Origin of the sequence: Klebsiella terrigena, from assembly GCF_012029655.1 — a bacterium.
Taxonomy (GTDB): Bacteria; Pseudomonadota; Gammaproteobacteria; order Enterobacterales; family Enterobacteriaceae; genus Klebsiella; species Klebsiella terrigena.
The window spans coordinates 677,080-702,746 of sequence record NZ_CP050508.1; the positions used below are offsets into that span (position 1 = coordinate 677,080).

The 25,667-nt window shown below is 57.4% G+C and carries 27 protein-coding genes, 1 tRNA gene and 1 pseudogene; 14 read left to right on the forward strand and 15 right to left on the reverse strand.

The window, feature by feature from the left end; all coding sequences use genetic code 11:
* Positions 1–6 precede the first annotated feature (6 nt).
* The 8 genes from HCK03_RS03280 to HCK03_RS03315 all read left to right on the forward strand — a co-directional run bounded on the left by HCK03_RS03280 (position 7) and on the right by HCK03_RS03315 (position 7,467).
* Positions 7–1,071 (forward strand): phage tail protein, encoded by a 1,065-nt coding sequence (locus HCK03_RS03280; RefSeq protein ID WP_167691142.1) that lies wholly within the window; start codon positions 7–9, stop codon positions 1,069–1,071.
* Between the two features lie 110 nt (positions 1,072–1,181).
* The gene (locus tag HCK03_RS03285; protein ID WP_167691143.1) at positions 1,182–2,363 is read left to right on the forward strand and encodes a phage tail sheath protein; all 1,182 of its coding nucleotides are present in this window, start codon (positions 1,182–1,184) and stop codon (positions 2,361–2,363) included.
* Between the two features lie 13 nt (positions 2,364–2,376).
* Entirely contained in the window at positions 2,377–2,892 is a 516-nt protein-coding gene (locus HCK03_RS03290) for a phage major tail tube protein (RefSeq protein WP_014343412.1), read from the forward strand.
* Positions 2,893–2,952: 60 nt separating this feature from the next.
* Positions 2,953–3,228, forward strand: a complete 276-nt coding sequence (locus HCK03_RS03295; RefSeq protein ID WP_004195711.1) for a phage tail assembly protein — start codon at positions 2,953–2,955, stop codon at positions 3,226–3,228.
* A 32-nt stretch (positions 3,229–3,260) separates the two neighbouring features.
* Positions 3,261–3,380 (forward strand): GpE family phage tail protein, encoded by a 120-nt coding sequence (locus HCK03_RS03300; RefSeq protein ID WP_014343413.1) that lies wholly within the window; start codon positions 3,261–3,263, stop codon positions 3,378–3,380.
* Positions 3,373–5,814 (forward strand): phage tail tape measure protein, encoded by a 2,442-nt coding sequence (locus tag HCK03_RS03305; protein ID WP_167691144.1) that lies wholly within the window; start codon positions 3,373–3,375, stop codon positions 5,812–5,814. Before HCK03_RS03300 ends, HCK03_RS03305 begins: the two co-directional genes overlap by 8 nt.
* 13 nt (positions 5,815–5,827) lie before the next feature.
* Positions 5,828–6,307 (forward strand): phage tail protein, encoded by a 480-nt coding sequence (locus HCK03_RS03310; protein WP_167691145.1) that lies wholly within the window; start codon positions 5,828–5,830, stop codon positions 6,305–6,307.
* The gene (locus tag HCK03_RS03315; RefSeq protein WP_167691146.1) at positions 6,307–7,467 is read left to right on the forward strand and encodes a phage late control D family protein; all 1,161 of its coding nucleotides are present in this window, start codon (positions 6,307–6,309) and stop codon (positions 7,465–7,467) included. The genes HCK03_RS03310 and HCK03_RS03315 overlap by 1 nt, the downstream gene beginning before the upstream one ends.
* Before the next feature lie 39 nt (positions 7,468–7,506).
* Here HCK03_RS03315 and HCK03_RS03320 read toward each other — a convergent pair whose 3' ends face one another.
* Positions 7,507–7,914, reverse strand: coding sequence for a hypothetical protein (locus tag HCK03_RS03320; protein WP_167691147.1), 408 nt, complete (start codon positions 7,912–7,914; stop codon positions 7,507–7,509).
* Positions 7,915–8,007: 93 nt separating this feature from the next.
* Here HCK03_RS03320 and HCK03_RS03325 point away from each other — a divergent pair, with 93 nt between their 5' ends.
* Complete coding sequence (locus tag HCK03_RS03325; protein ID WP_032420109.1) at positions 8,008–8,226, forward strand: DNA-binding transcriptional regulator; 219 nt, start codon at positions 8,008–8,010, stop codon at positions 8,224–8,226.
* A gap of 157 nt (positions 8,227–8,383) precedes the next feature.
* Here the strand turns inward: HCK03_RS03325 and HCK03_RS03330 are convergent.
* A tRNA-Ile gene (locus tag HCK03_RS03330) sits at positions 8,384–8,459 on the reverse strand.
* 124 nt (positions 8,460–8,583) lie between these two features.
* Between HCK03_RS03330 and mug the strand changes: the two genes are divergently transcribed.
* Complete coding sequence (mug, locus tag HCK03_RS03335; RefSeq protein ID WP_041147304.1) at positions 8,584–9,090, forward strand: G/U mismatch-specific DNA glycosylase; 507 nt, start codon at positions 8,584–8,586, stop codon at positions 9,088–9,090.
* A gap of 76 nt (positions 9,091–9,166) precedes the next feature.
* Here the strand turns inward: mug and rpoD are convergent, their stop codons facing one another.
* The 3 genes from rpoD to rpsU form a co-directional block, all read right to left on the reverse strand.
* A complete protein-coding gene (rpoD, locus tag HCK03_RS03340; protein ID WP_041147303.1) occupies positions 9,167–11,011 on the reverse strand; it encodes an RNA polymerase sigma factor RpoD in 1,845 nt (614 codons plus the stop codon).
* A gap of 150 nt (positions 11,012–11,161) precedes the next feature.
* Positions 11,162–12,907 carry a DNA primase gene (gene dnaG / locus HCK03_RS03345; protein WP_041147302.1) on the reverse strand — a complete coding sequence of 582 codons (1,746 nt, stop codon included), beginning with the start codon at positions 12,905–12,907 and terminating at the stop codon, positions 11,162–11,164.
* 228 nt (positions 12,908–13,135) lie between these two features.
* The gene (gene rpsU / locus HCK03_RS03350; protein WP_001144069.1) at positions 13,136–13,351 is read right to left on the reverse strand and encodes a 30S ribosomal protein S21; all 216 of its coding nucleotides are present in this window, start codon (positions 13,349–13,351) and stop codon (positions 13,136–13,138) included.
* Positions 13,352–13,700: 349 nt separating this feature from the next.
* Between rpsU and tsaD the strand changes: the two genes are divergently transcribed.
* A complete protein-coding gene (tsaD, locus tag HCK03_RS03355; protein ID WP_041147301.1) occupies positions 13,701–14,714 on the forward strand; it encodes a tRNA (adenosine(37)-N6)-threonylcarbamoyltransferase complex transferase subunit TsaD in 1,014 nt (337 codons plus the stop codon).
* A gap of 57 nt (positions 14,715–14,771) precedes the next feature.
* Here tsaD and HCK03_RS03360 read toward each other — a convergent pair whose 3' ends face one another.
* The 8 genes from HCK03_RS03360 to HCK03_RS03395 all read right to left on the reverse strand — a co-directional run bounded on the left by HCK03_RS03360 (position 14,772) and on the right by HCK03_RS03395 (position 21,498).
* A complete protein-coding gene (locus tag HCK03_RS03360; protein WP_041147300.1) occupies positions 14,772–16,379 on the reverse strand; it encodes a purine-cytosine permease family protein in 1,608 nt (535 codons plus the stop codon).
* Between the two features lie 151 nt (positions 16,380–16,530).
* Entirely contained in the window at positions 16,531–17,148 is a 618-nt protein-coding gene (gene ureG / locus HCK03_RS03365) for an urease accessory protein UreG (protein WP_041147299.1), read from the reverse strand.
* Positions 17,149–17,156: 8 nt separating this feature from the next.
* Positions 17,157–17,831 carry an urease accessory protein UreF gene (locus tag HCK03_RS03370; RefSeq protein ID WP_148250320.1) on the reverse strand — a complete coding sequence of 225 codons (675 nt, stop codon included), beginning with the start codon at positions 17,829–17,831 and terminating at the stop codon, positions 17,157–17,159.
* Positions 17,832–18,326 (reverse strand): urease accessory protein UreE, encoded by a 495-nt coding sequence (gene ureE, locus HCK03_RS03375; protein WP_041147297.1) that lies wholly within the window; start codon positions 18,324–18,326, stop codon positions 17,832–17,834.
* A gap of 9 nt (positions 18,327–18,335) precedes the next feature.
* A complete protein-coding gene (gene ureC, locus HCK03_RS03380; protein ID WP_041147296.1) occupies positions 18,336–20,039 on the reverse strand; it encodes an urease subunit alpha in 1,704 nt (567 codons plus the stop codon).
* Positions 20,032–20,352, reverse strand: a complete 321-nt coding sequence (locus tag HCK03_RS03385) for an urease subunit beta (protein ID WP_041147295.1) — start codon at positions 20,350–20,352, stop codon at positions 20,032–20,034. Before HCK03_RS03385 ends, ureC begins: the two co-directional genes overlap by 8 nt.
* A gap of 9 nt (positions 20,353–20,361) precedes the next feature.
* Positions 20,362–20,664, reverse strand: a complete 303-nt coding sequence (locus HCK03_RS03390) for an urease subunit gamma (protein ID WP_041147294.1) — start codon at positions 20,662–20,664, stop codon at positions 20,362–20,364.
* Positions 20,665–20,673: 9 nt separating this feature from the next.
* The gene (locus HCK03_RS03395) at positions 20,674–21,498 is read right to left on the reverse strand and encodes an urease accessory protein UreD (protein ID WP_135183947.1); all 825 of its coding nucleotides are present in this window, start codon (positions 21,496–21,498) and stop codon (positions 20,674–20,676) included.
* On the opposite strand from HCK03_RS03395, the pseudogene HCK03_RS26250 reads away from it, so the two are divergent.
* Positions 21,488–21,571, forward strand: a pseudogene (locus tag HCK03_RS26250) (short-chain dehydrogenase); the annotation flags it as partial. The gene HCK03_RS03395 and the pseudogene HCK03_RS26250 overlap by 11 nt on opposite strands.
* A 151-nt stretch (positions 21,572–21,722) precedes the next feature.
* On the opposite strand, the gene HCK03_RS03400 reads toward HCK03_RS26250, so the two are convergent.
* Both HCK03_RS03400 and plsY read right to left on the reverse strand, forming a co-directional pair.
* Positions 21,723–23,192: an MFS transporter gene (locus HCK03_RS03400; RefSeq protein ID WP_041147292.1), complete on the reverse strand. Its 1,470-nt coding sequence runs from the start codon at positions 23,190–23,192 to the stop codon at positions 21,723–21,725.
* 210 nt (positions 23,193–23,402) lie between these two features.
* A complete protein-coding gene (gene plsY / locus HCK03_RS03405; protein ID WP_041147754.1) occupies positions 23,403–24,023 on the reverse strand; it encodes a glycerol-3-phosphate 1-O-acyltransferase PlsY in 621 nt (206 codons plus the stop codon).
* 230 nt (positions 24,024–24,253) lie between these two features.
* Here plsY and folB point away from each other — a divergent pair, with 230 nt between their 5' ends.
* The gene (gene folB / locus HCK03_RS03410; RefSeq protein WP_041147291.1) at positions 24,254–24,637 is read left to right on the forward strand and encodes a bifunctional dihydroneopterin aldolase/7,8-dihydroneopterin epimerase; all 384 of its coding nucleotides are present in this window, start codon (positions 24,254–24,256) and stop codon (positions 24,635–24,637) included.
* 208 nt (positions 24,638–24,845) lie between these two features.
* The gene (bacA, locus tag HCK03_RS03415; RefSeq protein ID WP_041147290.1) at positions 24,846–25,667 is read left to right on the forward strand and encodes an undecaprenyl-diphosphate phosphatase; all 822 of its coding nucleotides are present in this window, start codon (positions 24,846–24,848) and stop codon (positions 25,665–25,667) included.

Consider the following 25,667-nt stretch of genomic DNA (forward strand, 5'->3'; position numbering starts at 1 on the left):
ATAATCATGCCTGATTTAACTTTCAGCACCATTCTGACCACCGCCGGTGCGGAAAAGCTGGCGCGACTCCATGCGGCAGGTCAGGCGCTGACCCTTACCGAAATGGCGGTGGGTGACGGCAATGGTCAGAGTCTTGCCCCGACCCCGGAGGCGACAGGGCTGGTCAGTGAGCGTCACCGGGGCTTTCTGAACAAAATCCGTGTCGCCGACAGCGCCGCCAGCATTATCGAATCGGAACTGCTGATTTCAGCCCAGACTGGCGGATTCTGGACTAACGAGGCCGCGCTCTATGATGAAGACGGGGTCTGTATCGCGGTTTCCAGTCTGCCCCCGACCTATAAGCCCCTGTCATCGCAGGGGGCTGCGAAATACCAGATAGTGCGGATGAATATTGCGGTCAGCAGTACCGATGCCGTCACCATCACTGATAATCCGTCGGTGGTGATTGCCACGGCGGAGGACGTCAATCGGGCCGAAGATAACGCCAAAGACTATGCCGATGAGCAGTTGCAGGCACTGGACACCGCGACGCAGGATGCCATCCGGCAGGTGTTGCGGGATGCCTGGGAGCAGGACAACCCCGTCGGCACCACGCGCTTTTTCAGTCAGAACCTGAATCCGAATGAACAATGGCCGTGGTCACAGTGGCAGTACACCGGGGAAAACAGATCTATCCGTATCGGCAAGGCGGACGGCTCGAACGTGGGCGCGACCGGCGGCAGTGATACCGTCACGCTCCAGCGCACTAACCTGCCCGCCGTGCAGATTGACGTTACCGGCGAAACCAGCGAATTGCCCGAGGCGACGCTAACCTCTGAACCTGCCGGCAGGCACAAACATGGCGGCGTACCCAGCCGGGAAGACCCCTGGGAGATTGGTGGTGATATCAGCCAGCGTTTTAACCCGGCAAACCTGGGCGACACGGATGAAGCTGAAGACCATCAGCACGAAGTTGTGCAACCGGCGCACAAACACACGACCACCGGCAAAACTGCCAACCTCGGCGAGGGTAAATCGTTCAGCGTGGTGGAAGCCCACACCCTGCTGATGTGCTGGAGCCGCGTCGCCTGACCCTGTGACGGTCATTCCTGTTGTGCCGTTCCTGCTACAGCGGGGATGACTCGTCACCCCTTCCCCCACGATTGAAAATAATGCTCACCCTTAACCACGGAGTTAAACGGATGAGCGATTTTCATCACGGCGTCCAGGTTGTCGAGATTAACGACGGCACCCGCGTCATTTCCACCGTATCAACGGCGATTATCGGCATGGTCTGCACGGCCAGCGATGCCGATGCCGTCACCTTCCCACTCAATAAGCCCGTACTGATTACCAGCGTGCAAAGCGCCATTGCCAAAGCGGGTACAAAAGGCACCCTGGCCGCATCCCTCCAGGCAATCGCCGACCAGTCGAAACCGGTCATTGTCGTCGTGCGCGTTGCCGAAGGTACCGGCGATGATGCTGAAGCGCAGACTGTCTCTAATATCATCGGCGGCACCGACGAAAGCGGCAATTACACCGGGCTGAAAGCGCTGCTCACGGCGGAGGCCGTCACCGGCGTTAAACCGCGCATCCTCGGCGTGCCGGGTCTCGATTCCCTTGAGGTGGCGACCGCGCTCGCGCCGATTTGCCAGAAGCTGCGCGCCTTTGGTTATATCAGTGCCTGGGATTGTCAGAACATTTCCGAGGCGATGCTCTATCGCGAGAATTTCAGCCAGCGTGAGCTGATGGTTATCTGGCCGGATTTTCTGGCATGGGATACCACGGCGAACGCGACCGAAACCGCCTGGGCGACCGCCCGCGCGCTGGGTCTGCGCGCCAAAATAGACCAGGACACCGGCTGGCATAAAACCCTGTCAAACGTTGGTGTGAATGGCGTCACCGGCATCAGCGCGTCGGTCTTCTGGGATTTGCAGGAATCCGGCACCGATGCCGACCTGCTTAACGAGGCTGGCGTCACCACGCTCATTCGCAAAGATGGTTTTCGATTCTGGGGTAACCGCTGCTGCTCCGATGACCCGCTGTTCCTGTTTGAGAACTACACCCGCACCGCGCAGGTTATCGCCGACACAATGGCCGCTGGTCACATGTGGGCGGTCGACAAGCCGATCACTGCCACGCTGATTAAAGACATCGTTGCGGGTATCAATGCGAAATTCCGCGAGATGAAAACGGCGGGCTATATCGTCGATGCGACCTGCTGGTTTGATGAATCGGCCAACGACGCGGCGACCCTCAAAGCCGGGAAACTGTATATCGATTACGACTATACGCCGGTTCCCCCTCTCGAAAACCTGACGCTACGCCAGCGCATTACCGATAAATACCTGGCGAATCTGGTGTCATCGGTTAACAGCAATTAAGGAGCCCTGACCAATGGCAATGCCGCGCAAGCTCAAATACCTGAACACGTTTCTGGATGGCGTCAGCTATCTCGGCGTTATCGAGTCCGTCACCCTGCCAAAGCTGACCCGTAAGCTGGAAAATTACCGGGGCGGCGGGATGTCAGGCTCGGCCCCTGTCGATTTTGGCCTCGACGATGACGCGTTGGCGATGGAGATTTCCCTCGGCGGCTTCCCTGATGATGCGATCTGGTCGCTTTACGGTGCCGTCGGTACCGGGACGCTACTGCGCTATGCAGGCTCTTACCAGCGGGACGATACCGGCGAAACCGTGGCGGTGGAAGTTGAGACCCGTTTCAAGGTGAAGGAAGTCGATAACGGCGAGAGCAAACAGGGCGAGGATACCAGCAGCAAATTATCGCTGGTCTGCACGTACTACAAGCTGACCATGAACGGTAAAGAGCTGGTAGAAATCGACGTCCTCAACATGATTGAGAAGGTGAACGGCGTCGACCGACTCGACCAGCACCGCCGCAATATCGGCCTGTAATTTTTCCCCGGCCAGCATGCCTGGCCGGTTAATCCCGAATCCGTAAACAGCGAGAAAATCATGAGCAAAGAAAACATCGTCACCCTGGAAAACCCCATCAAACGCGGCGAGCAGGTAATCGAAAAAATCACCCTGATGAAGCCCAACGCCGGAACCCTGCGCGGTGTCAGCCTGGCCGACGTTGCGCGCTCTGAAGTCGACGCCCTGATTAAAGTGCTGCCGCGTATGACCAGCCCATCACTCACCGAGTCGGATGTCGTCATGATGGATTTACCCGATTTGATGGCGCTGGCAACAAAGGTGATCGGTTTTTTGTCGCCGAATTTGGCGGATTAAATTTTCCGAAAGATATGTCGGTCGATGACCTGATGGCGGATATCGCGGTGATTTTTCACTGGCCGCCATCAGAGTTATATCCCATGAGCCTGACCGAGCTCACCACCTGGCGCGAAAAGGCGCTACAGCGAAGCGGAAACACGAATGAGTAACGACGTTAAATTGCAGGTATTACTCAAGGCTGTTGACCAGGCGACCCGCCCGTTTAAAACCATCCAGACAGCGAGCAAAACGCTGTCTGGTGATATCCGGGACACTCAAAAATCACTGCGTGAACTGAATGGCCAGGCATCCCGTATTGACGGGTTTCGCAAAACCAGCGCGCAGCTCGCCGTTACTGGTCATGCGCTTGAGAAAGCAAAAGCTGAGGCAGAAGCTTTAGGTACTCAGTTTAAAAATACTGAACGCCCGACCCGTGCGCAGGCGCAGGTACTGGAATCAGCTAAACGCTCTGCGGAAGGATTACAGAAGAAATACAATAGCCTTACAGAGTCAGTTAAGCGGCAACAGCGTGAGCTCGGCGCAGTGGGAATTAATACCCGTAATCTTGCTAACGATGAAAAAGGGCTAAAAAACCGAATAAGCGAAACGACGTTACAGCTCAATCGCCAGCGTGAAGCACTGGCGCGCGTCAGCGCGCAACAGGCAAAGCTAAACGCGGTGAAGCAGCGATATCAGGCCGGTAAAGAGTTGGCCGGAAACGCGGCGGCAATGGGGGCCGCAGGTGTTGGTATGGCAACGACCGGAACGCTGGCCGGTGTGGCGCTTATGAAGCCGGGATATGATTTTGCGCAAAAAAACTCCGAGTTACAGGCCGTGCTCGGCGTGGCGAAAGAATCAGCCGAAATGATGGCACTGCGAAAGCAGGCCCGCTTGCTGGGCGACAATACTGCCGCCTCTGCTGATGATGCGGCAGGCGCTCAGATTATCATCGCGAAAGCGGGCGGCGATGCGGCAGCAATTCAGGCAGCGACACCCGTCACGCTTAATATGGCGCTGGCTAACCGTCGGACGATGGAAGATAACGCCGGTTTGCTAATGGGGATGAAATCAGCCTTCCAGCTCACTAACGATCAGGTCTCTCACATCGGTGATGTCCTGTCGATGACAATGAATAAAACCGCCGCCGATTTTGACGGGCTTAGTGATGCGCTGACATATGCGGCGCCGGTGGCAAAAAATGCCGGTGTCAGTATTGAGGAAGCCGCTGCAATGGTTGGTGCACTACATGATGCGAAAATTACGGGGTCAATGGCTGGTACTGGGAGCCGTGCCATTTTAAGTAGACTACAGGCACCAACCGGGCAAGCCTACGCGGCGATTAAAGAGCTCGGGATTAAAACGGCAGACAGTAAAGGGAACACCCGCCCTATATTTACCATTCTGAAGGAAATGCAGACCAGTTTTGAAAAAAATAAGCTGGGTACCGGTCAACGCGCTGAATACATGAAAACGATATTTGGCGAAGAGGCCAGCTCTGCCGCTGCTGTTTTGATGAACGCAGCTCAATCGGGAAAACTGGACCAGCTCACTGCTGCATTTAAAGCCTCGGACGGAAAAACTGAGGAACTGGTTAACGTCATGCAGGATAACCTCGGCGGCGACTTTAAAGAATTTCAGTCGGCGTATGAGGCTGTTGGCACCGACCTGTTTGACCAGCAGGAATCCTCATTACGCAAACTGGTGCAGACAGCGACCGGATACGTGCTCAAACTTGATAAGTGGATCCAGCGAAATAAAGAGCTCGCGCAGACGCTGGGGGTGATTACCGCCGTGGCGCTAGGCGTGGTGGGGATGATTGGGGCCATTGGGCTGATTGCCTGGCCGGTGATAACGGGCGTAAATGCCATCATCGCCGCTGCGACCGCGCTCGGTACCGTATTTACAACGGTGGCCGGAGGCATCATTACCGCTATTGGTGTGATTTCCTGGCCGGTTGTCGCTGTTGTGGCTGCGATTGTCGCCGGGGCATTGCTCATCCGTAAATATTGGGAGCCCATCAGCGCATTTTTCGGCGGCGTGATTGAAGGGTTGCGGGTCGCATTTGCGCCAGTAGCTGAACTGTTTACGCCGCTTAAACCGATGTTTGACTGGCTGGGCGGAAAACTTAAAGCCGCATGGGACTGGTTTAACAACCTGATTGCGCCGGTCAAATCATCGCAGGAAACCTTAAACAGTTTTCGTGATGCCGGTGTGTTGTTGGGTCAGCGCCTGGCTGACGCTCTTACGTTACCGCTTACAGCATTCAATAAGCTGCGCAGCGGTATTGATTGGGTGCTTGAAAAGCTCGGCATTATCAACAAAGAGTCCAGCACGCTTGACCAGACTGCCGCAAAAGCAAATGCAGCCACGCAGGGTAACTCTTATATCCCAGCTATCAGTACTTATAGCGGCTATCAGGTATATCAACCCGTCACTGCACCCGCCGGACGTTCTTACATCGACCAGAGTAAAAGCGAATATCACATTTCCGTTGATGGTGGTGGTAACGGCACGCAGCTCGATCGCCAACTACAGGATGCGCTCGAAAAATTTGAGCGTGAAAAACGCGCCCGCCAGCGTGCCAGCATGAACCACGACGGATAGGAGGTGACGAGAAATGATGCTCGCACTCGGTATGTTTGTTTTTATGCGCCAGACGTTGCCACACCAGACGATGCAACGCGACGCAGAATATCGGTGGCCGTCAAACTCCCGCGTTGGTAAACGGGATTCGTTTCAGTTTCTGGGGCCGGGTGAGGAAAAAATCACCCTGGCCGGAGTGCTTTACCCTGAGCTCACCGGCGGAAAGCTGACGATGACGGCTATTCGTCTGATGGCTGACCAGGGGCGGGCCTGGCCGTTACTGGACGGTACCGGCACGATTTACGGTATGTATGTCATCAATAATATCAGCGAGACAGGAAGCCTGTTTTTTGCTGACGGAACGGCGCGCAAAATTGATTTTACGCTGACGCTCACCCGCGTGGATGAATCCCTTGCGGCGCTGTATGGCGATATCGGCGAACAGGGCAAATCGCTAATTGGTAAGGCGGGTAATATGGCCTCCTCAGCGGCTGGCATAGTGGGGATTAGCTGATGCTGGATATGCTGAATCTGAATGCGGGTGGCGTACTGACGCCCGATTTTATGCTGATGCTCGACAGCAAAGACATTACCGGCAATATCAGTAACCGATTGATGAGCCTGACGATGACCGACAATCGCGGATTTGATGCCGACCAGCTCGATATCGAGCTTGACGACGCTGACGGGCTGGTCGAGCTGCCGTTACGCGGTGCGGTACTGACGCTTTACCTCGGGTGGAAAGGCGTTGCGTTGACGGGTAAGGGAAGTTTTACCGTCGATGAAGTTGAACATCATGGCGCGCCGGATACGGTGACCATTCGCGCCCGCAGTGCGGATTTTCGGGGAACGCTGAACTCACGTCGGGAAGAGTCCTGGCATGATAAGACGCTCGGCGAAATTGTGGCGGCGATAGCGGCACGTAACAAACTGACGTCGAGCGTCATGGCGGAACTGGCCGGAATAAAAATTCCGCATATCGACCAGTCACAGGAATCAGACGCCAAATTTCTAACCCGTCTCGCCGAGCGAAACGGCGGTGAGGTTTCGGTAAAAGCGGGGAAGTTACTTTTTCTGAAAGCCGGTCGTGGAGTGACTGCCAGCGGAAAAGCCATTCCGCAGGTCACGATCACCCGCAGCGATGGCGACCGCCATCAGTTTTCCATTGCTGACCGTGGGGCGTATACCGGCGTTACGGCAAAATGGTTGCACACCAAAGACCCGAAACCTCAGAAACAAAAGGTAGCATTAAAACGTAAACCTAAAGAGCAGCATTTACGCGCGCTACAGCACCCGAAAGCAAAACCAGTAACGAGGAAAAAAGCGGTGAAGACGCCGGAAGCCAGGGAAGGGGAATACATGGTCGGCGAGGATGACAACGTGTTTGCCATAACGACAATTTTTTCAACCAAAGCCCAGGCCATGCGAGCCGCCCAGGCCAAATGGGACAAACTGCAACGTGGTGTTGCTGAGTTTTCTATCAGGCTGGCGACGGGGCGAGCAGACCTTTACCCTGAGACGCCGGTACAGGTTGCGGGCTTTAAGCGCGTCATAGACGAGCAATCATGGACAATCGCGAAGGTTATGCACTCTCTGAGTAATAGCGGCTTTACGACGAGCTTAGAGCTAGAGGTGAGGTTATCTGATGTGGAATATGATGCCATAGATGATTAAGCGGGAAACAACCCGTAATTAAACGGGTTGTGGTCTTCTTCATTTTGAAATGTATAAGTGGGTGTTTTCATACATCAAACTTTTTGCTTCATCGTCCATCAGTTCACCCATTTTTTTACACGTAATTAGAGGGTTTTCGAACGTGTAGCCCTGAGCTGAAAATTTATTAACGACGTGTATCTCTTTGGCCTTTTTGAGATATCCATCAGGGGCATTTTTAACCCAAATAGGGGTGCAGACCCCCGATGATATCAATGCTTCATATGCATCCGAGGTTACAGTGGCAGTTGGTAACTTTACTTCCACAGAGTCCGTGTTATCCACAATTCCAATGGACTGCCACGGTTTAAGGCTTTTAATTAAAGTTTGAGCATCAAGGCTTTGCGAAATGGCATTGCTTGAAAGGGCTGCGACAGTACATAGAAGCGTTATTTTGAAGAGTTTCATGGGCATCCTTATCAACTAACTATGAATGTCTTTCGCTTTTGGTGAGTTGTTGTGTATCATTTATTCACATTATGTGAATGTAGGGGTGTAACAATGTTCCATTGTCCGAAATGCCAGCACGCGGCACATGCGCGTACCAGTCGCTATCTAAGTGAGAATACCAAAGAGCGTTACCACCAGTGCACTAACATAAATTGCAGTTGTACGTTTGTAACGATGGAATCGGTGGAGCGTTTTATTGTTACACCAGGTACGATAGTACCGGCCCCACCTCACCCGACTGTCGGTGGTCAGCGGCCATTGTGGCTCTGATACATTTCCGGTAAATGCCCGCCGCATGCGGGTTTTTTTATGCGCTCAGGAAACTAGTGATAAAAAATTCACCGCCATTTTATCGCCATTCAAAAACGGAGCAACAAAAAAGCCACTCGCTAGAGTGGCTTAATTATATGATTTTAAAGATAAAAATTGGTGGCCCCTGCTGGACTTGAACCAGCGACCAAGCGATTATGAGTCGCCTGCTCTAACCACTGAGCTAAGGGGCCGTGGCGAGGGATTATAAAGTAACTGGCAGATGCAATCCAGCCTAAAACGCGCGGCTGCTGTTTTTATAAACAACGCATTTTCAATCCTTTATAATTAGCTTTTAGCTATTGAGCAGGGGACAAGATGATTAACGATATTCTGGCACCGAACCTGCGGGTGGTCTTCTGCGGGATCAATCCGGGAAAATCCTCCGCCCATACCGGCTTTCACTTCGCGCACGCGGGAAACCGCTTCTGGAAGGTGATTCACCAGGCCGGCTTTACCGACCGGCTGCTGAAGCCGGAAGAGGAGCTCCAGCTGCTCGACACCCGCTGCGGGATCACCATGCTGGTGGAGCGTCCGACGGTGCAGGCCAGCGAAGTGGCGCTGCAGGAGCTGCGCAGCGGCGGGCGAGAGCTGGTGCGCAAAATAGAGGAGTATCAGCCGCGGGCGCTGGCGGTTCTCGGCAAGCAGGCCTTCGAGAAGGCATTTCAGGCGCGCAGCGTGAAGTGGGGCAGGCAGCAGGCGACCATCGGGGCGACCGAGCTGTGGGTGCTGCCGAATCCCAGCGGACTGAACCGGGCGACGCTCGATAAGCTGGTGGAGGCGTATCGCGAGCTTGACGATGCGCTGGCGACGCGCGGGCTATAGCCTTCGCGCCTGGGGGTAAACGCCGGGCAAAAAAAAAGCTCCCCGTGGGGAGCTTTTTGCATTTATTGCCTGACGATTAATCGTCGAGGAAGCTACGCAGAACCTCAGAGCGGCTCGGGTGGCGCAGCTTGCGCAGCGCTTTCGCTTCGATCTGACGAATACGTTCGCGGGTGACGTCGAACTGTTTACCCACTTCTTCCAGCGTGTGGTCGGTATTCATGTCGATACCGAAACGCATACGCAGGACCTTCGCTTCACGGGCGGTCAGGCCGGCCAGAACGTCGTGGGTGGCAGCGCGCAGGCTTTCCGTGGTGGCGGAATCCAGCGGCAGCTCGAGGGTGGTATCCTCGATGAAATCACCCAGATGCGAATCTTCATCGTCGCCGATCGGCGTTTCCATGGAGATCGGCTCTTTGGCGATTTTCAGCACCTTACGAATTTTATCTTCCGGCATCAGCATGCGCTCGGCCAGCTCTTCCGGCGTCGGCTCGCGGCCCATTTCCTGCAGCATCTGGCGAGAGATACGGTTGAGCTTGTTGATCGTCTCAATCATATGCACCGGAATACGGATGGTGCGCGCCTGATCCGCGATGGAGCGGGTGATTGCCTGACGGATCCACCAGGTTGCATAGGTGGAGAACTTGTAGCCGCGACGGTATTCGAACTTATCTACCGCCTTCATCAGGCCGATGTTACCTTCCTGAATCAGGTCGAGGAACTGCAGGCCGCGGTTGGTGTATTTCTTGGCGATAGAAATAACCAGACGCAAGTTTGCTTCAACCATCTCTTTCTTCGCACGGCGGGCTTTCGCTTCACCGATGGACATACGACGGTTGATATCCTTAACCTGCTCGATGGTCAGGCCGGTTTCTTCTTCAATCTGCTGCAGCTTCATCAGGCCGCGCTGAACGTCTTCTTTGACGTCGTGCAGCTTTTCAGACCACGGTTTGTTCATGGCCACGGCCGCGTTGAACCAGGTTTCGCTGGTTTCGTTGCCGGTGAACAGAGTGATGAAGTTTTTCTTCGGCATTTTGCACTGTTCGACGCACAGCTTCATGATGATGCGTTCCTGAGTACGCACTCGGTCCATCATGCTACGCATGCTGCCGACCAGGTAATCGAACTGTTTCGGTACCAGGCGGAACTGTTTAAAGACTTCAGACAGCTTGAGAATTTCTTCCTGTGCTGCAGCGTGGCTACGGCCTTTTGCTTTGATGGTGTCGCGGGTCAGTTCGTACTGCGTACGCAGCTCACCGAATTTCTCGCGCGCCAGCTCAGGGTCGATGCTGTTGTCGTCATCGCTGCTGTCGTCGTCTTCTTCTTCTTCATCTTCTTCGTCGTCATCCATCTCTTCCTGAGACAGTTCGGAGCCGACGTGCGTGGCGGTTGGCGCCATGTCTTCTTCGGCGTTCGGATCGACGAATCCGGTAATCAGGTCTGACAGACGCGCTTCTTCAGCTTCAACGCGATCGTACTGTTCCAGCAGATAGGTAATGGCTTCCGGATATTCGGCAACGGAGCACTGGACCTGATTGATCCCGTCTTCGATGCGCTTAGCGATGTCAATTTCGCCTTCGCGGGTCAGCAGTTCCACGGTACCCATTTCGCGCATATACATGCGCACCGGGTCGGTCGTGCGTCCGATCTCTGATTCAACACTGGACAGAACCTGTGCAGCAGCTTCTTCTGCATCTTCGTCGGTGTTGTTGCTGTTTTCAGCCAGCAGCAGATCGTCGGCATCCGGTGCTTCTTCCATCACCTGAATGCCCATATCATTGATCATTTGGATGATGTCTTCGATCTGATCGGAGTCGACGATATCTTCCGGCAGATGGTCATTGACCTCGGCATAGGTCAGATAGCCTTGCTCCTTACCACGTTGGACAAGAAGCTTCAGCTGTGACTGCGGGTTTTGCTCCATAAGACGGTATCCACACTTAATTCGTTTGATTGGTGTTGGCAGACAAACTGCCAGCATTTAAAGCGAGGGCGTACTTATATTATTGCCGCTGCGCCTCAGCGCGGCTGTCGGGGGCTTCCCGAACGATATTCGGCACTTAAGCCGTGCAATTCATTTTTTTGCCAGCTCCTGGCTGATAGTCCAGAGCTCCCGGCGTTCCTCGCTGCTTAAGCCGTGCGTGCGATCGCGAGCTATCAACTCTTCCTGTCGCAGTTCAAGCAGTGAATCAAACATATGGTTGAGCGAGTCGGTGAAGGTTTTTTCCGCGATATCTTTATCTGCTATATCGTCCCACATCGACAGTTTTTCAAGGGTGGCGGCCTCATTTGTGCCGCGATACTGCTCTAAAAGTTGTCCGGTGGTCAGACCTGGCTGAGACAGACAGGTGTTAACCAGTTCGCTGAATAAGCCCAGTCCCGGCATTCTACGCTGATCCAGGCCCGCTAAAGGCGGTACCAGCGGTGCCAGATCCGGATTTTGCACCAGCAGTCCTATCAGTATACGCATGGTCGTGCGTTTTAGCTGTGGAGCAGGGCGCGGTGCGCCATTTTCTGTCAGCTTTGGCATTAAACGTTCAAGCTGGGCGTCATCTAAAATCCCCAGCTTGTTGCCCAACTCCTGGCGCAGATAGATGCGCAGCGTCTCGCCTGGAACTTGGGTTATCAGCGGCAGCGCCAGCGTGCTGAGCTGCGCGCGCCCGTCCGGGGTGCTCAAATCAACCTGCGGCAGCAGGCTGTTAAACAAAAACGTGGAGAGCGGCTGAGCCTGCTCCATCCGCGCTTCAAACGCGGCCTTACCCTCTTTACGCACCAGCGTATCCGGGTCTTCACCGTCGGGTAGAAACATAAAGCGCAGCTGGCGGCCGTCGGTCATATACGGCAGCGCGGTCTCCAGCGCTCGCCAGGCTGCCTCGCGGCCCGCCCGGTCGCCGTCGTAACAGCAGATGACCTGATTGGTCGCCCGGAACAGCAGCTGAATATGGTCGGCTGTCGTCGAGGTGCCAAGGGACGCGACGGCATAGTTAATGTCGTACTGCGCCAGCGCTACGACGTCCATATAGCCTTCGACAACTAACAGGCGCGGCGGTTCGGCGTTGTTCTGCTGCGCTTCATACAGGCCGTACAGCTGACGACCTTTATGGAAAATATCGGTTTCCGGGGAGTTAAGGTACTTCGGCAGGGCATCACCCAGCACGCGACCACCAAAACCAATTACCCGGCCTCGCTTATCGCGGATCGGGAACATCACCCGTTCGCGGAAGCGGTCGTAACTGCGTCCCTTATCGTTAGTCACCAGCATGCCGGCGTCGATAAGCGACTGGCGGTTTTCTTGATTGCCGCCAAAACGTTTTAAAACGTTATCCCAACCGGGTGGCGCGTAGCCAATCGCAAAGCGCGCAATGACCTCGCTGCTTAAACCACGCTTGTCCAGATACTGGCGCGCAGGGTCGGCGGCGGGTTGCTGCAAAGACTGCTGATAAAACGCATTCAGACCATCCATCAGCTGATAGAGACTTTGCCGTTGATGGCGCTCTATCTGACTGGGTCCATTGCCCGCTTCGTACGGCACTTCAAGGTTGTGCATGGCGGCCAGCTCTTCGACCGTCTCCACGAACTCGAGCTTGTCGTAGTTCATCAGGAAGTCGACGGCGTTGCCGTGCGCACCGCAGCCGAAGCAGTGATAAAACTGTTTTTCACCGTTGACGGTAAAAGAGGGGGTTTTTTCGTTATGAAATGGACAGCACGCGTGGTAGTTCTTGCCCTGCTTTTTGAGCTTTACCCGCGCGTCGATAAGATCGACGATGTCGGTTCGCGCCAGCAGGTCATTGATAAATACGCGTGGGATTCGTCCAGCCATAGGCCCCGTAATTATACACCTGATCCAACAAGCTGCTTCAGCGCCGATGCGCCCCTGCCGCCGACGTCAGTCAGCTCCCGGGATTCGCTCTTATGCTGCTTTGATGCATCCTGAAGGGGTGAGTGTATATGCTAATGCATAAACGAAAATAAGCCGCGCATTCCTTCCGGAAGCACGGCCTTACAACTTACAACTCAGCCTGAATTGAGGGCTTTAGCCCTCAACAGATTAGTACAGACGAGTGCGGCGTGCGTTTTCGCGAGCCAGTTTCTTCGCGTGACGTTTCACTGCAGAAGCTTTAGCGCGCTTACGTTCGGTAGTCGGTTTTTCATAGAACTCACGACGACGAACTTCCGCCAGAACACCTGCTTTTTCACAGGAACGCTTGAAGCGACGCAGAGCTACGTCGAACGGCTCGTTTTCACGTACTTTAATTACCGGCATGTGCCTCTCACCTTTGATTAATTCGGTTTGCTGCTGGCATCAGCGCCAGCTTATTTCAAAATGGTGCGGAATTTTACTGCAACTACTGCTGCTTTGTAAAGCACCTGCGCCCTTTTTGAAAGGACTTTTATAAGGGTGAGGAGTATACACGAGGGTTCTTGCTGGGGCGAACAAAGTTTTATGTCCGCCGCGCCGGCGAGCGTCCCGCGCCAGGCTTTTACCGCCCGCCCTGGCCGCGTATCCCTTGTGGGCTCCGGCCCCCGTCGCGCTGCTGCCTGTAATTCTTAGGGTATACATCAACCCGCATTGGTCCTAAACTGCGCGGTATTAGAGCGAGGTAAAACAAGACATGCGTGTACTGGGTATTGAAACATCCTGCGATGAAACCGGCATCGCCATTTACGACGATAAGCAAGGCCTGCTGGCCAACCAATTGTATAGTCAGGTGAAACTTCACGCTGACTACGGCGGCGTGGTGCCTGAGCTGGCTTCGCGCGATCACGTGCGTAAAACGGTACCGCTGATCCAGGCGGCGCTGAAAGAGGCCGGACTGACGGCGAAAGATATTGATGCGGTTGCCTACACCGCCGGGCCGGGGCTGGTCGGCGCGCTGCTGGTTGGCGCCACGGTGGGCCGTTCGCTGGCGTTCGCCTGGAACGTCCCGGCGATCCCGGTACACCATATGGAAGGGCATCTGCTGGCGCCGATGCTGGAAGATAATCCGCCGGACTATCCTTTTGTGGCGCTGCTGGTTTCCGGCGGCCATACCCAGCTGATTAGCGTGACCGGCATTGGCCAGTATGAGCTGCTGGGCGAATCGATAGACGATGCGGCAGGGGAAGCGTTTGATAAGACCGCCAAGCTGCTGGGTCTCGATTATCCCGGCGGCCCGATGCTCTCTAAAATGGCCGCCCAGGGCAGCGAAGGCCGTTTTGTCTTCCCGCGGCCGATGACCGATCGCCCGGGGCTGGATTTTAGCTTCTCTGGCCTGAAGACCTTTGCCGCCAACACCATTCGTAATAATGAGAATGACGACCAGACCCGGGCGGACATTGCGCGGGCGTTTGAAGATGCGGTGGTGGATACGCTGATGATTAAGTGCCGTCGGGCGCTGGATCAGACCGGCTTTAAGCGGCTGGTGATGGCGGGCGGCGTGAGCGCCAACCGCACGCTGCGCGCGAAGCTGGCCGAGATGATGCAAAAGCGCGGCGGGGAAGTGTTTTACGCCCGCCCCGAGTTCTGTACCGACAACGGCGCGATGATCGCCTATGCCGGAATGGTGCGCCTGCGGACCGGCGCGAAGCCTGACCTCGGCGTCACCGTGCGCCCGCGCTGGCCGCTCGCCGAGCTGCCGGCGGCCTGATCCTGCTCACAGGCCGACCTCGCGTCGGCCTGACTTTTTGCACTCTACTGTTCTTCGCTATTCCATACTCTTACACAGCGAGCAAATGGCCCCCTGATGTTTTGCCGAGTGCATCACGTCCGGACGCTCGTACTCTTCCCGGCAGGTCACGCAGCGATACACGGTGGTGGAGGCGTTCCCCTGCGCGTCATAGCGCGGTTCGGCAATGCCATCATCGTGCTGTTTGATGTAGTAGCGCCCGCGGGTCAGAATGCCCATCAGCGGCGTCATCACTAGCGCTATAACCAGCGCAATCAGCGGCGAGAACGGGGCGAGGGTGGCGCCGAGCAGGCCGAAGAACGCGCAGATAGAGAGCCCGGCGGCGAGAGCAAAGGAAACCACCCCCACCGGGTTAACGTTATAGATCATTCCCCGACGATACTCCGGCTGGGCCGGCGCCAGCTTCAGCAGGCCCTTATTGACGGTAATATCGGTCGCCACCACCACGACCCAGGCAATGGCGAAGTTGGAGTAAAAGCCGAGGATCCACGACAGGGCGCTGAACATATCGCCCTCCATCAGCGCCAGCGCAATGGCGAGGTTGACGACAACAAAGACGATCCGCCCAGGATAGCTGCGGGTGGTGCGCGTCCAGGCGCTGGTCCAGGCCAGCGAGCCGGAGTAGGCGTTGGTGACGTTAATTTTAATCTGCGAGATAACCACCAGCACCACGGCCAGGGTCAGTGCCAGCCAGCCGGGCACCATGTTATCAAAGACGCTGACGAACTGCTGAACCGGCTCGGTGTTATGTACCGCCGGGAAGCGGGTCAGCAGGTAGAAGCCGAGGAAGGCGCCAATAATCTGCTTGATCGCCCCCAGCACCACCCAGCCCGGACCGGCGGAAAAGACCGCCAGCCACCAGCTCCTGCTGTTCTCCGCCGTTTTCGGCGGCATAAAGCGCAGATAGTCAATCTGCTCGCCGATCTGCATGATCAGCGACAGGCACACCCCGGCGCCCAGCATGATGGCGGTTAAATCCACGCGCGAGGCGTCGTTCTTGCCGGCAAAGTTCATAAAGCCATCCACCAGCTGCGGGTCTTTGGCGATAAGCCAGGCCACCGGCACGACCATCAGCACCAGCCACAGCGGCGTGGTCCAGACCTGCAGACGGGTCAGGGCCTTCATGCCGTAAACGACCAGCGGCAGCACCATCAGGGTGGCGATGAGGTAGCCCATCCACAGCGGGATCCCGAGGCCAACCAGCAGCCCCTGCGCCATAATCGAGCCCTCAAGGGCGAAGAAGATAAAGGTAAATCCGGCAAAAATGATGCTGGTAATGACCGAACCAAAATAGCCGAATCCGGCGCTGCGGGTGATTAAATCGAGGTCGATGTTATAGCGAGCGGCGGTGATCGCCAGCGGAATACCGGTCAGGAAAATCACCAGCGCGGCCAGCAGAATCGAGTAAATGGCGTTGGTGGTGCCCCACGCCATGCCGATGCTGGCGCCGATAGAAAAGTCGGCCAGGTAGGCTATGCCGCCCAGCGCGGTGACGGCGACGACGCCTGGCCCCCAGCGGCGAAAGCTCAGCGGAGCGTAGCGCAGGGTGTAATCTTCTAATGTTTCACGGGAGCCGGCGGTGCCGGTTTGCGCAGGTAGCTCAGTTTTTATATCCAGTGACGACATAGTCATTCCTTAATGGTCAGGTATGACTGTAATTAGCAAACCTTATGCCACTTCGTAGAGCAGGCGCCGCAGGGGCCGCGGGGGAGGGGAGGATAAAAAGAGGGCGTCGAATGCACCATCCGGGCGCGGGCGCGTCCGGATGGTGCACGGCCTAGCGGCGCAGCATGCCTTTGTCTTCGAGGAAGTCAATGATGCTCTGCAGGCCGTCGCCGCTTTTCAGGTTAGTAAAGGCCCACGGACGCTCGCCGCGCATCCGCATGGTGTCGCGCTCCATCACTTCCAGCGAGGCGCCCACATACGGTGCAAGGTCGGTTTTGTTGATCACCAGGAAGTCCGATTTGGTGATCCCTGGGCCGCCTTTACGCGGGATTTTCTCCCCTTCCGCCACGTCGATAACGTAGATGGTCAGATCGGCCAGCTCGGGGCTAAAGGTTGCGCTAAGGTTATCGCCGCCGCTTTCGACGAAGATAAGCTCGAGGTTACCGAATTTTTCGCTCAGCGCTTCCACCGCCGCCAGGTTCATCGACGCGTCTTCGCGGATGGCGGTGTGCGGACAGCCGCCGGTTTCGACGCCGACGATCCGTTCCGGCTCCAGCGCGCCGGCTTCGGTGAGGATGCGCTGATCTTCTTTGGTATAGATATCGTTGGTGACGACGGCCAGCTGATACGTATTACGCATGGCTTTACACAGCGCTTCCAGCAGCGCGGTTTTCCCGGAACCGACCGGGCCGCCGACGCCCACGCGCAGCGGATGTTTGTAGTTGTTCATGCTTTCTCCTAAGAACGGAATAGTCGGGAATACTGCGTTTCATGTCGGGCGGAGGCGATGGCGGTCAGCGGCGTGGAGGAGCCGATCGCCTCGTCCGGGGCGGCAAGCGCGCTGTCCATATCCGCCGCATAGCGATCGCACAGGCGGATGATCAGCTGCTGCGCCGCCTGTTGCCCAAAGGGCACCAGCTTAACGCCGGCCATTACCGCGCCCTCAATCCAGCTGTAGCCGAGGCTCAGCGCCAGGTCGGGGAGGCTAATTTGCCAGCGCACGCCAAGCCAGGCCATGCCGGCCAGCTGGCTTTGCTGGCACAGCGTCCGCCACTCTTTGGGACACTCCGGCTGCCAGTCGGCAAGCAGTCGGGTGAACGCCGCCCCGCGATTACGCTCCTCTTCGCGCAGCTCGCGGGTTTCTCTGCAGGCGAGCAGGTACGCCGCCCAGCGCTGAGCCTCGGCCAGGTTATTATCTTCGCAGGCGCGATAGAGGCGGGCGAACAGCGGCAGATCGACGGTAAAAAAGCTCTGCTCCATCTGCTGCAGCTGCCAGCGCTCGAAGGCCGGTGTATCGGCCACCCAGCCCGCTTCTACTGCCCACTCCAGCCCCTGCGACCAGCTATAGCCGCCGACCGGCAGGTTGCTGCTGGCCAGCTGCATCAGCCGCAGGCGTTTTTCCGGCGACGGCATTTAGTGACCGTGCCCGTGATGGTGGTCGTGGCCGCTATCGTGATGATGACCGTGGGCGTGCCCGTGGCTCTCGCTGGCGTAGGCGCCTGCTTCCGGTTCGAACGGCAGGTGGGCGAAGCTCACCTGCAGGCCGAACTGGCGCAGCATATCGTCCAGCACGTGGTCGTGGTGGTAGCGCAGCTCGCCGGGCATAATCTGCAGCGGAACGTGGCGGTTGCCGAGGTGATAGCAGGCTTTCGCCAGCGTAAACGGATCCTCGCAGCGCACGACGGAGACGCCCTCATCGGCGGCAACGACCGCGACGAACTCGCTGCCCTCTTCATTGCTCAGCACGTCACCGCCCCGCAGCAGCAGGCCGCGCGGCAGCAGCAGGCCCGCTTCGCGCCCGTCGTTAAGGGTGACTTTGATTCGACTTTTTACCCGCACATCAATCGGCAGCGTGACGCTGGCCGTTGCCTGCACCGGCGCATCCACGCGTTGGGTCAGATACAGCATCCGGACTCCTTAAAACAGAAAGTAACGTTGCGCCATCGGCAGCACTTCTGCCGGTTCGCTGGTGATTAGCTCCCCGTCAATACGCACCTCATAGGTTTGCGCATCAACGGTAATATTGGGCTGCAGGCCGTTATGGATCATGTCGGCCTTCTGCAGCGTTCGACAGCCCTTCACCGTGGCCGTGGCGCTGTGCAGATTGAGGCGCTGCGCCACGCCGCTCTCTACCGCCGCCTGCGACAGGAAGGTCAGCCGGCAGTGATGGCGGGCGCTGCCCAGCGCCCCGAACATCGGCCGATAGTGCACCGGCTGCGGGGTGGGAATCGAAGCGTTAATATCGCCCATTGGCGCGATGGCAATCATCCCGCCCTTCACCACGCACGCCGGCTTCACGCCGAAGAACGCCGGGGACCACAGCACCAGGTCCGCCATCTTGCCGGCCTCAATCGAGCCGACCTCGTGGGCGATACCGTGGGTCAGCGCCGGGTTTATGGTGTATTTCGCGATATAGCGCTTAACGCGAAAGTTATCGTTGTCGCCGCGCTCTTCCGCCAGCGGACCGCGCTGGACCTTCATGCGGTGGGCGACCTGCCAGGTGCGCAGCACCACCTCGCCGACGCGGCCCATGGCCTGCGAATCGGAAGAGGTCAGCGAGAAGGCGCCGATATCGTGCAGGACGTCCTCGGCGGCGATGGTCTCGCGGCGAATGCGCGATTCGGCAAACGCCACGTCCTCCGCGATGTCCGGGTCGAGGTGATGGCAAACCATCAGCATATCGAGATGCTCATCGATGGTATTGACGGTGTAGGGCAGCGTCGGGTTAGTCGAAGAGGGCAGAATATTGGGGTGCGCGCAGGCGGTAATAATATCCGGCGCGTGGCCGCCGCCGGCACCTTCGGTATGGAAGGTGTGGATGGTGCGACCGCCAATTGCCGCCAGGGTATCTTCGACAAAGCCGGACTCGTTGAGGGTATCGCTGTGCAGCGCGACCTGAACGTCCATCTCATCGGCGACGGTCAGCGCGCAGTTGATAGCCGCGGGCGTCGCGCCCCAGTCTTCGTGGATTTTCAGGCCAATCACGCCAGCCGCCACCTGCTCGCGCAGCGCGTCAGGGTTGGAGCCGTTGCCTTTACCCAGCAGGCCGATGTTAACCGGCAGGCTATCCGCCGCCTGCAGCATCCGCGAGATATACCATGGCCCGGGCGTGCAGGTGGTGGCGTGGGTGCCCGCCGCCGGCCCGGTGCCGCCGCCGACCATGGTGGTGACGCCGGAGACCAGCGCCTCTTCCGCCTGCTGCGGGCAGATCCAGTGGATATGCGTATCGACGCCGCCGGCGGTGACTATCTTACCTTCGGCGGCAATGATTTCCGTCGCCGCGCCGATAGGGATGGTGACGTCAGGCTGGATATCCGGGTTGCCCGCTTTGCCAACGGCGAAGATGCGCCCCTCTTTGACGCCGATATCCGCTTTCACGATCCCCCAGTGATCGACGATCAGCGCGTTGGTCAGCACCAGATCGACGCACTCCGCTGAGAGCATTTGCCCCTGGCCCATGCCGTCGCGAATCACCTTTCCGCCGCCGAACTTCACCTCTTCGCCGTAGGTGGTGAGATCGTCCTCGACCTCTATCCACAGCTCGGTATCCGCGAGGCGAACCTTATCGCCGGTGGTGGGGCCAAACATATCGGCATAGGCCTGGCGTGAAATATTACTCATCGGTTGCCTCCAGTTTTCCCATCACCGCCCCGCGAAAGCCGTACACCGCGCGGGAGCCGGCAACGGCAACCAGCTCCACTTCACGCTTTTGCCCGGGTTCAAAACGGACCGCGGTACCGGCGGCGATATTCAGGCGATAGCCCGTCGCCTGCTCGCGGTCGAACTTCAGCGCCGGATTCACTTCGGCGAAGTGATAGTGCGATCCCACCTGAATAGGCCGGTCGCCGTGGTTTTCAACGATTATGCTGCGGGTCATGCGGCCAACGTTAAGGGCTATCTGGCCGGGCTTCACTTGGTACTCACCTGGGATCATCGCGACACCTCAGATTATCGGATTGTGGACGGTGACCAGCTTCGAGCCGTCCGGGAAGGTGGCTTCGACCTGGATATCGGGGATCATTTCGGGCACGCCCTCCATCACCTGACTGCGGCTCAGGACGTGGCGGCCCTCTTCCATCAGCGCCGCCACGCTATTGCCGTCGCGGGCGCCCTCCATAATAAAGGCGCTAATTAACGCCACCGCTTCCGGGTAGTTCAACTTCAGCCCGCGGGCCAGGCGGCGCTCCGCCACCAGCGCGGCGGTAAACAGCAGCAGCTTATCTTTCTCTCTGGGGGTCAGTTCCATAGCGTTCTCTTAGGTCAGCCAGATTCGGGGAGGAACCGGGAGTTTCCCGGTCAGATGCGGGCGCATAAACTGCCAGATATCGCGCATCGCCCGCTGGCACAGCAAATTATCATCACTTAAAAATCGGACCGTCAGCAGGCCGTCGGTGAGGCTGGCGCCGGCGTAGGTAGCAAGCGCGGTGAGCCGTTCGCGCACGCCGTCGAGCAGGGTCTCGTTGGCCGGATAGAACAGCAGCGTTCCTATCCACGGCCGCTGGGCAATGCAGGCCAGCTGGCCGTCGGCGAGACGCAGGCGTTCTACCAGCAGCGGCGTCTCATCAACCCACACCTCCAGCCGATTCGCGAGGGTGCCGTGGCTAAAGGTTTCGCCCATCACCGGGCGGCCGAGGCACAGCAGATCCCAGGCTAAAAGCGTGCTGGTAGCGCGAAGATGGAAGGTGGTCTGCAGATTAGCCCGCGCGCCGGGGAAAAAAATGGCGTCCTGCGGCAGCCATTCAAGAATAGCGTGCGGCGCGACGGTGAAGCGCTGGTGCAGATGCGCCTGCGCGCCGCTGCTGCGGTAAAACTTGCTGGCGCCGGGCATGGTCATCAGCGCGTGGCTGCCGTCGTCGAGGGCGGCGGTAATCGTCAGCTCGTCGCCGCCAACGATGCCGCCCGGCGGATGCAATAAATAGAGGTGGCAGGTTTCTTCTTCGGGATAAAAAGGGCGCTGGACGGTTAACGGGCCAACGTGACGGGAAGAGGTCAGGACCGTTTTATCGCCGATAGATTGAAAGCGGAGATCCAGCGTAGCCTGCCAGCCTTTTTTTGTCTGTGGTAACACGGTGCTGTGCAATGTTGCGCCCCTGCAAACTCAAGAAAAAACAGCAGCGATGAGTATTGATCGGCCGCAAAGCATCCCGATCATATGAAAAGCTTATGCTTATTATCCCCGTAAACCGCCGCCGGCTGCGGATAGGGTCCATCCCTGGACCTTCCCCCGCAGGCGGGATCGCTACATGTTGAACGGTTGAGGGGCGGTGGGTAAAAGGCGCTCAGCGCGAGCGCCCGGGGGGAACGCTATTTATCCTGATAATCCTCGGCGTCGATATCGTAGCCCGACGGTTCCCAGCGGATGGCCAGCAGCGACAGCAGGCCAATGAGCGGCGCCGCGGCGATAACCCAAAATACGCGCGTATCCAGCGCCGCAACCAGCAGCGGGAAGAGGAACAGCGACAGCGTTGAGCTGCTGCGCATCAGGGTTTGGTTGAGGCCGACGCCAACGCCGCGTAGCGACGTCGGGTAGCTCAGCGAGGCAAAGGTCATGGTATGCGCGCCGGGGCCAAAGCCCTGGCCGAAGAGGAACAGCGCCAGCATGGCCACCGCGACGATCCCTTCGGTGGCCCCTTCCGGGCGGCCAATCAGCGCCAGCCCCAGCAGCGCCGCCAGCTGGCAGCCGTATCCCGCCAGCGACATTTTCCACGCCCCAAGGCGCGGCACCAGCCGTACCGCCAGCAGCCCGCCGACGAAGGCGAAGAGCAGGTTCAGGACCAGCGAGATCAGGATCGTGGTTAGCATCGACTGCACGAAGAAGCTGGAGATAATCACCGGCAGGCCAAAGGCGACGGCGTTATAGGCGAATGACGAGACCACCGAGAGCAGCGTCGCCAGGGTCGTACGCCGCAGGTAAACCCCCTGGAACAGGCGTAAATAGTTGCTCCACTGCGCCTTTTTCACCACCGGCGCCGGTTTATCCAGCGCGTCCTGCGCCACGTGGGCGTTGATGTTGTACGCCTGGCGCAGAATCGAGGCCGCTTCACGCAGGTTGCCCTGATTGGCGGCCCAAACCGGCGACTCGCTCATATAGCGGCTGCGAATGGCGATAATCACCAGCGCGGGGATTGCGCCGAAGCCGAGGATCAGCCGCCACAGCCAGTCGCTGTGGCTTTCCGGCAGCGCGGCGTAGAAAAACAGCACCAGCAGGTACGAAACGCTGATGGCGGCGTACCAGGTCGGGCACCACATGGCGACGCTGGCGGCTTTGTTTCCCGGCCCTTTGAGTTTAGAAAATTCGCTCAGGAAGGCCATCGCCACCGGCAGGTCGATGCCCACCCCGAGCCCCATGACAAACCGGGCGCCGGTGAGGACGTATTCGTTGGGCGCCAGCGCGCAGGCGATTGCGGCAACCACGAAGAACAGCATATCCGCCATAAAGACGCGGTAGCGGCCGATTTTATCCGTCAGATAGCCGCCCAGCAGCGCGCCGACGATGGCGCCGAAGGTGATGGCCGAGGCCACCATGCCGGTGCCGGCGGGCGTCAGGTTGAATTCACGGGTAATGTCCTTCAGGCCAAAGGCCAGGGAGCCAAGATCGTAGGCATCGAGAAAAATGCCGCCCAGCGCGATGCCCATGACGATGCGCGCGTTGTTGCGCCCGCTGCTGCCCTCGTTAATCAGGCGCGAAACGTCCGCCGCGCCGCGTATCCATTTAACTTCCCCGTCGGGTGACCCTGCCGCTGCAATCGGCGCCGAATTGATTACGTCTGTCATATTATTGTTCTGTTGTGTCTTATCAGGAGATTCAGAGTAAACATCGCCGGGCGGGCGAATAAATCATTTTTGGTTATAAGACATAACTAAGTGATTGTTACGAAAGGTTTATCTTTGAAGCGGCGGCGCGGAGGAATGATTGGCTGTCAGGCTGGGGAATCAAAAGATATTGTCGGGGAAAATCGTGCCCGGCGGCGCCGGGCGCGGCGGTTATTTCTGCTGCGGCTTTTTCCTGTTCTTCTTCAGCCGGGCCCAGATTTTGGTCTCCTGGCGACGCCACAGGCGCTGGATGTTGTCGTGATGGCGCAGGAGGATCAGGCAGGAGAGCATCGATACCGGAAAGGTGTACTGCGGCTTGAACCACCAGACGTAGAACGGCGCAATAAGCGCGCTGACGATAGCGCCGAGCGAAGAGTAGCCGCTGAGCAGAATGGTCAGTAGCCAGGTTCCGGCCATGACGCCGGTTAAATCCCAGCCGATGGGGGCAATGGCGCCGAAGGCGGTCGCCACGCCCTTGCCGCCGCGAAAATTAAAGAACACCGGCCAGATATGACCAATGCAGGCGGCGATCGCCACCAGGCCCAGCCAGAAAGGGGTCAGACCGAGTGCCCATGCGCCCCAGACCGGCAGCATGCCTTTGAGCACGTCGAAAATAAGCACCGTTACGGCCGCTCCCTTGCCGCCAATTCGCAGGACGTTGGTCGCCCCGGGGTTGCCTGAGCCGCTATCGCGAGGGTCGGGCAGGCCGGCGAGGCGGCAAACCAGAATGGCGCTGGAAATTGAGCCGCAGAGGTAGGCAAGGATAACGAGTCCAGGCGCGATTGCACTCATCAGCTGTTCCATTTTGAAAGTGTCGTTTTATCCCCGTCATCCTTGGCGCGGCCGGTGCGTTGGCTCTCCTCGCGCCCCCGGATACATAGTGATGCTATGCTCCCGGAAGCTCGCTGCGCCGCCGCCTTCCTGCAACGCAAATTATTTAGGGGATGTCTTTGCATCTGTGGATAATACGCATAATTCGCCGGAAGTGGTATCCGGTTTAGCCAAAAAGCAGGCAGGTCGTGATGGATATTGTATTTATAGAGCAACTTTCGGTAATCACCACTATCGGTGTTTATGACTGGGAACAAACCATCGAACAGAAGCTGGTGTTCGATATCGAAATGGCGTGGGATAACCGTAAAGCGGCGTCCAGCGATGATGTGAGCGATTGCCTTAGCTATGCCGATATTAGCGAGCTGGTTATCAACCACGTTGAGGGGGGGCGCTTTGCGCTGGTGGAGCGCGTCGCCGAAGAGATTGCCGATCTGCTGCTGGCAAAATTTTCCTCGCCGTGGGTGCGGATTAAAGTCAGCAAGCCGGGAGCGATTGCCCGCGCGGCCAACGTCGGTGTCATCATTGAGCGTGGCCTTAATCTGAAACAAAACTTTTCAGGTCATATTGATTAAACAAATTGGGCTTATACAGGTCTTAGTGCCGGCCATCAGGTTATTTATTTGCCATCTTCTCCTCGAACGGGGCTCGAATTCCTCACGTACTCCGTGTACGCTCCGGAATTGACGCGCTGTCCGAGGCCAAACTGGCTGCCCCAATGACGCCTGATGGCATGGCTCGTAGTGCCTGGTTTTTTCATTTTACTTTTAAAGGGTTTATGGGATGAGCGATATACACTCGCTGCTGGTGGCGGCAATATTGGGTGTGGTTGAAGGTTTGACAGAGTTTTTACCTGTTTCCAGTACCGGTCATATGATTATTGTTGGCCATTTACTGGGGTTTGAAGGTGATACTGCAAATACATTTGAGGTGGTCATTCAGTTAGGTTCAATTCTTGCCGTTGTCGTGATGTTCTGGCGTCGTTTGTTTGGCCTGATCGGTATTCATTTCGGTAAACCACCTGTGCATGAAGGGCAGGGCAGCGGTCGCTTATCGCTTATCCATATTCTGCTGGGGATGATCCCGGCGGTGGTGCTGGGCCTGATATTCCACGATACCATTAAGTCGCTGTTCAACCCGATAAACGTGATGTACGCGCTGATTGTCGGCGGCGTGCTGCTGATTGCCGCTGAGGTGCTGAAGCCGAAGGAGCCGCGCGCGGTAGCCGTTGACGATATGACCTATCGTCAGGCGTTCGTGATTGGCTGCTTCCAGTGCCTGGCGCTGTGGCCGGGCTTTTCTCGCTCCGGCGCGACGATTTCCGGCGGTATGCTGATGGGCGTGAGCCGCTATGCGGCCTCTGAGTTCTCGTTCCTGCTGGCAGTACCGATGATGATGGGCGCCACCGTGCTGGACGTTTATAAAAGCATCGGCTTCCTGAACGCCAGCGATATTCCGATGTTTGCCGTCGGCTTTATTATGGCGTTTATCGTGGCGCTGATTGCGATTAAAACCTTCCTGCAGCTGATTAAACGTATTTCGTTTATTCCGTTCGCAATCTACCGCTTTATCGTGGCGGCAGTTGTTTACGTGGTCTTCTTCTAA

Excerpts from the sequence above, each read along its gene's own strand:
- HCK03_RS03320 (WP_167691147.1), bottom strand. The coding sequence starts at position 7,914 with ATGAAACTCTTCAAAATAACGCTTCTATGTACTGTCGCAGCCCTTTCA.
- tsaD (WP_041147301.1), top strand. The coding sequence starts at position 13,701 with ATGCGTGTACTGGGTATTGAAACATCCTGCGATGAAACCGGCATCGCC.
- HCK03_RS03390 (WP_041147294.1), bottom strand. The coding sequence starts at position 20,664 with ATGGAACTGACCCCCAGAGAGAAAGATAAGCTGCTGCTGTTTACCGCC.
- HCK03_RS03325 (WP_032420109.1), top strand. The coding sequence starts at position 8,008 with ATGTTCCATTGTCCGAAATGCCAGCACGCGGCACATGCGCGTACCAGT.
- mug (WP_041147304.1), top strand. The coding sequence starts at position 8,584 with ATGATTAACGATATTCTGGCACCGAACCTGCGGGTGGTCTTCTGCGGG.
- HCK03_RS03400 (WP_041147292.1), bottom strand. The coding sequence starts at position 23,192 with ATGACAGACGTAATCAATTCGGCGCCGATTGCAGCGGCAGGGTCACCC.
- ureE (WP_041147297.1), bottom strand. The coding sequence starts at position 18,326 with ATGCTGTATCTGACCCAACGCGTGGATGCGCCGGTGCAGGCAACGGCC.
- dnaG (WP_041147302.1), bottom strand. The coding sequence starts at position 12,907 with ATGGCTGGACGAATCCCACGCGTATTTATCAATGACCTGCTGGCGCGA.
- folB (WP_041147291.1), top strand. The coding sequence starts at position 24,254 with ATGGATATTGTATTTATAGAGCAACTTTCGGTAATCACCACTATCGGT.
- plsY (WP_041147754.1), bottom strand. The coding sequence starts at position 24,023 with ATGAGTGCAATCGCGCCTGGACTCGTTATCCTTGCCTACCTCTGCGGC.
- HCK03_RS03360 (WP_041147300.1), bottom strand. The coding sequence starts at position 16,379 with ATGTCGTCACTGGATATAAAAACTGAGCTACCTGCGCAAACCGGCACC.
- bacA (WP_041147290.1), top strand. The coding sequence starts at position 24,846 with ATGAGCGATATACACTCGCTGCTGGTGGCGGCAATATTGGGTGTGGTT.
- ureC (WP_041147296.1), bottom strand. The coding sequence starts at position 20,039 with ATGAGTAATATTTCACGCCAGGCCTATGCCGATATGTTTGGCCCCACC.
- HCK03_RS03295 (WP_004195711.1), top strand. The coding sequence starts at position 2,953 with ATGAGCAAAGAAAACATCGTCACCCTGGAAAACCCCATCAAACGCGGC.
- HCK03_RS03385 (WP_041147295.1), bottom strand. The coding sequence starts at position 20,352 with ATGATCCCAGGTGAGTACCAAGTGAAGCCCGGCCAGATAGCCCTTAAC.
- HCK03_RS03290 (WP_014343412.1), top strand. The coding sequence starts at position 2,377 with ATGGCAATGCCGCGCAAGCTCAAATACCTGAACACGTTTCTGGATGGC.
- HCK03_RS03315 (WP_167691146.1), top strand. The coding sequence starts at position 6,307 with ATGCTGGATATGCTGAATCTGAATGCGGGTGGCGTACTGACGCCCGAT.
- rpsU (WP_001144069.1), bottom strand. The coding sequence starts at position 13,351 with ATGCCGGTAATTAAAGTACGTGAAAACGAGCCGTTCGACGTAGCTCTG.
- HCK03_RS03370 (WP_148250320.1), bottom strand. The coding sequence starts at position 17,831 with ATGCCGTCGCCGGAAAAACGCCTGCGGCTGATGCAGCTGGCCAGCAGC.
- HCK03_RS03280 (WP_167691142.1), top strand. The coding sequence starts at position 7 with ATGCCTGATTTAACTTTCAGCACCATTCTGACCACCGCCGGTGCGGAA.
- HCK03_RS03300 (WP_014343413.1), top strand. The coding sequence starts at position 3,261 with ATGGCGGATATCGCGGTGATTTTTCACTGGCCGCCATCAGAGTTATAT.
- HCK03_RS03305 (WP_167691144.1), top strand. The coding sequence starts at position 3,373 with ATGAGTAACGACGTTAAATTGCAGGTATTACTCAAGGCTGTTGACCAG.
- HCK03_RS03285 (WP_167691143.1), top strand. The coding sequence starts at position 1,182 with ATGAGCGATTTTCATCACGGCGTCCAGGTTGTCGAGATTAACGACGGC.
- rpoD (WP_041147303.1), bottom strand. The coding sequence starts at position 11,011 with ATGGAGCAAAACCCGCAGTCACAGCTGAAGCTTCTTGTCCAACGTGGT.
- HCK03_RS03310 (WP_167691145.1), top strand. The coding sequence starts at position 5,828 with ATGATGCTCGCACTCGGTATGTTTGTTTTTATGCGCCAGACGTTGCCA.
- ureG (WP_041147299.1), bottom strand. The coding sequence starts at position 17,148 with ATGAACAACTACAAACATCCGCTGCGCGTGGGCGTCGGCGGCCCGGTC.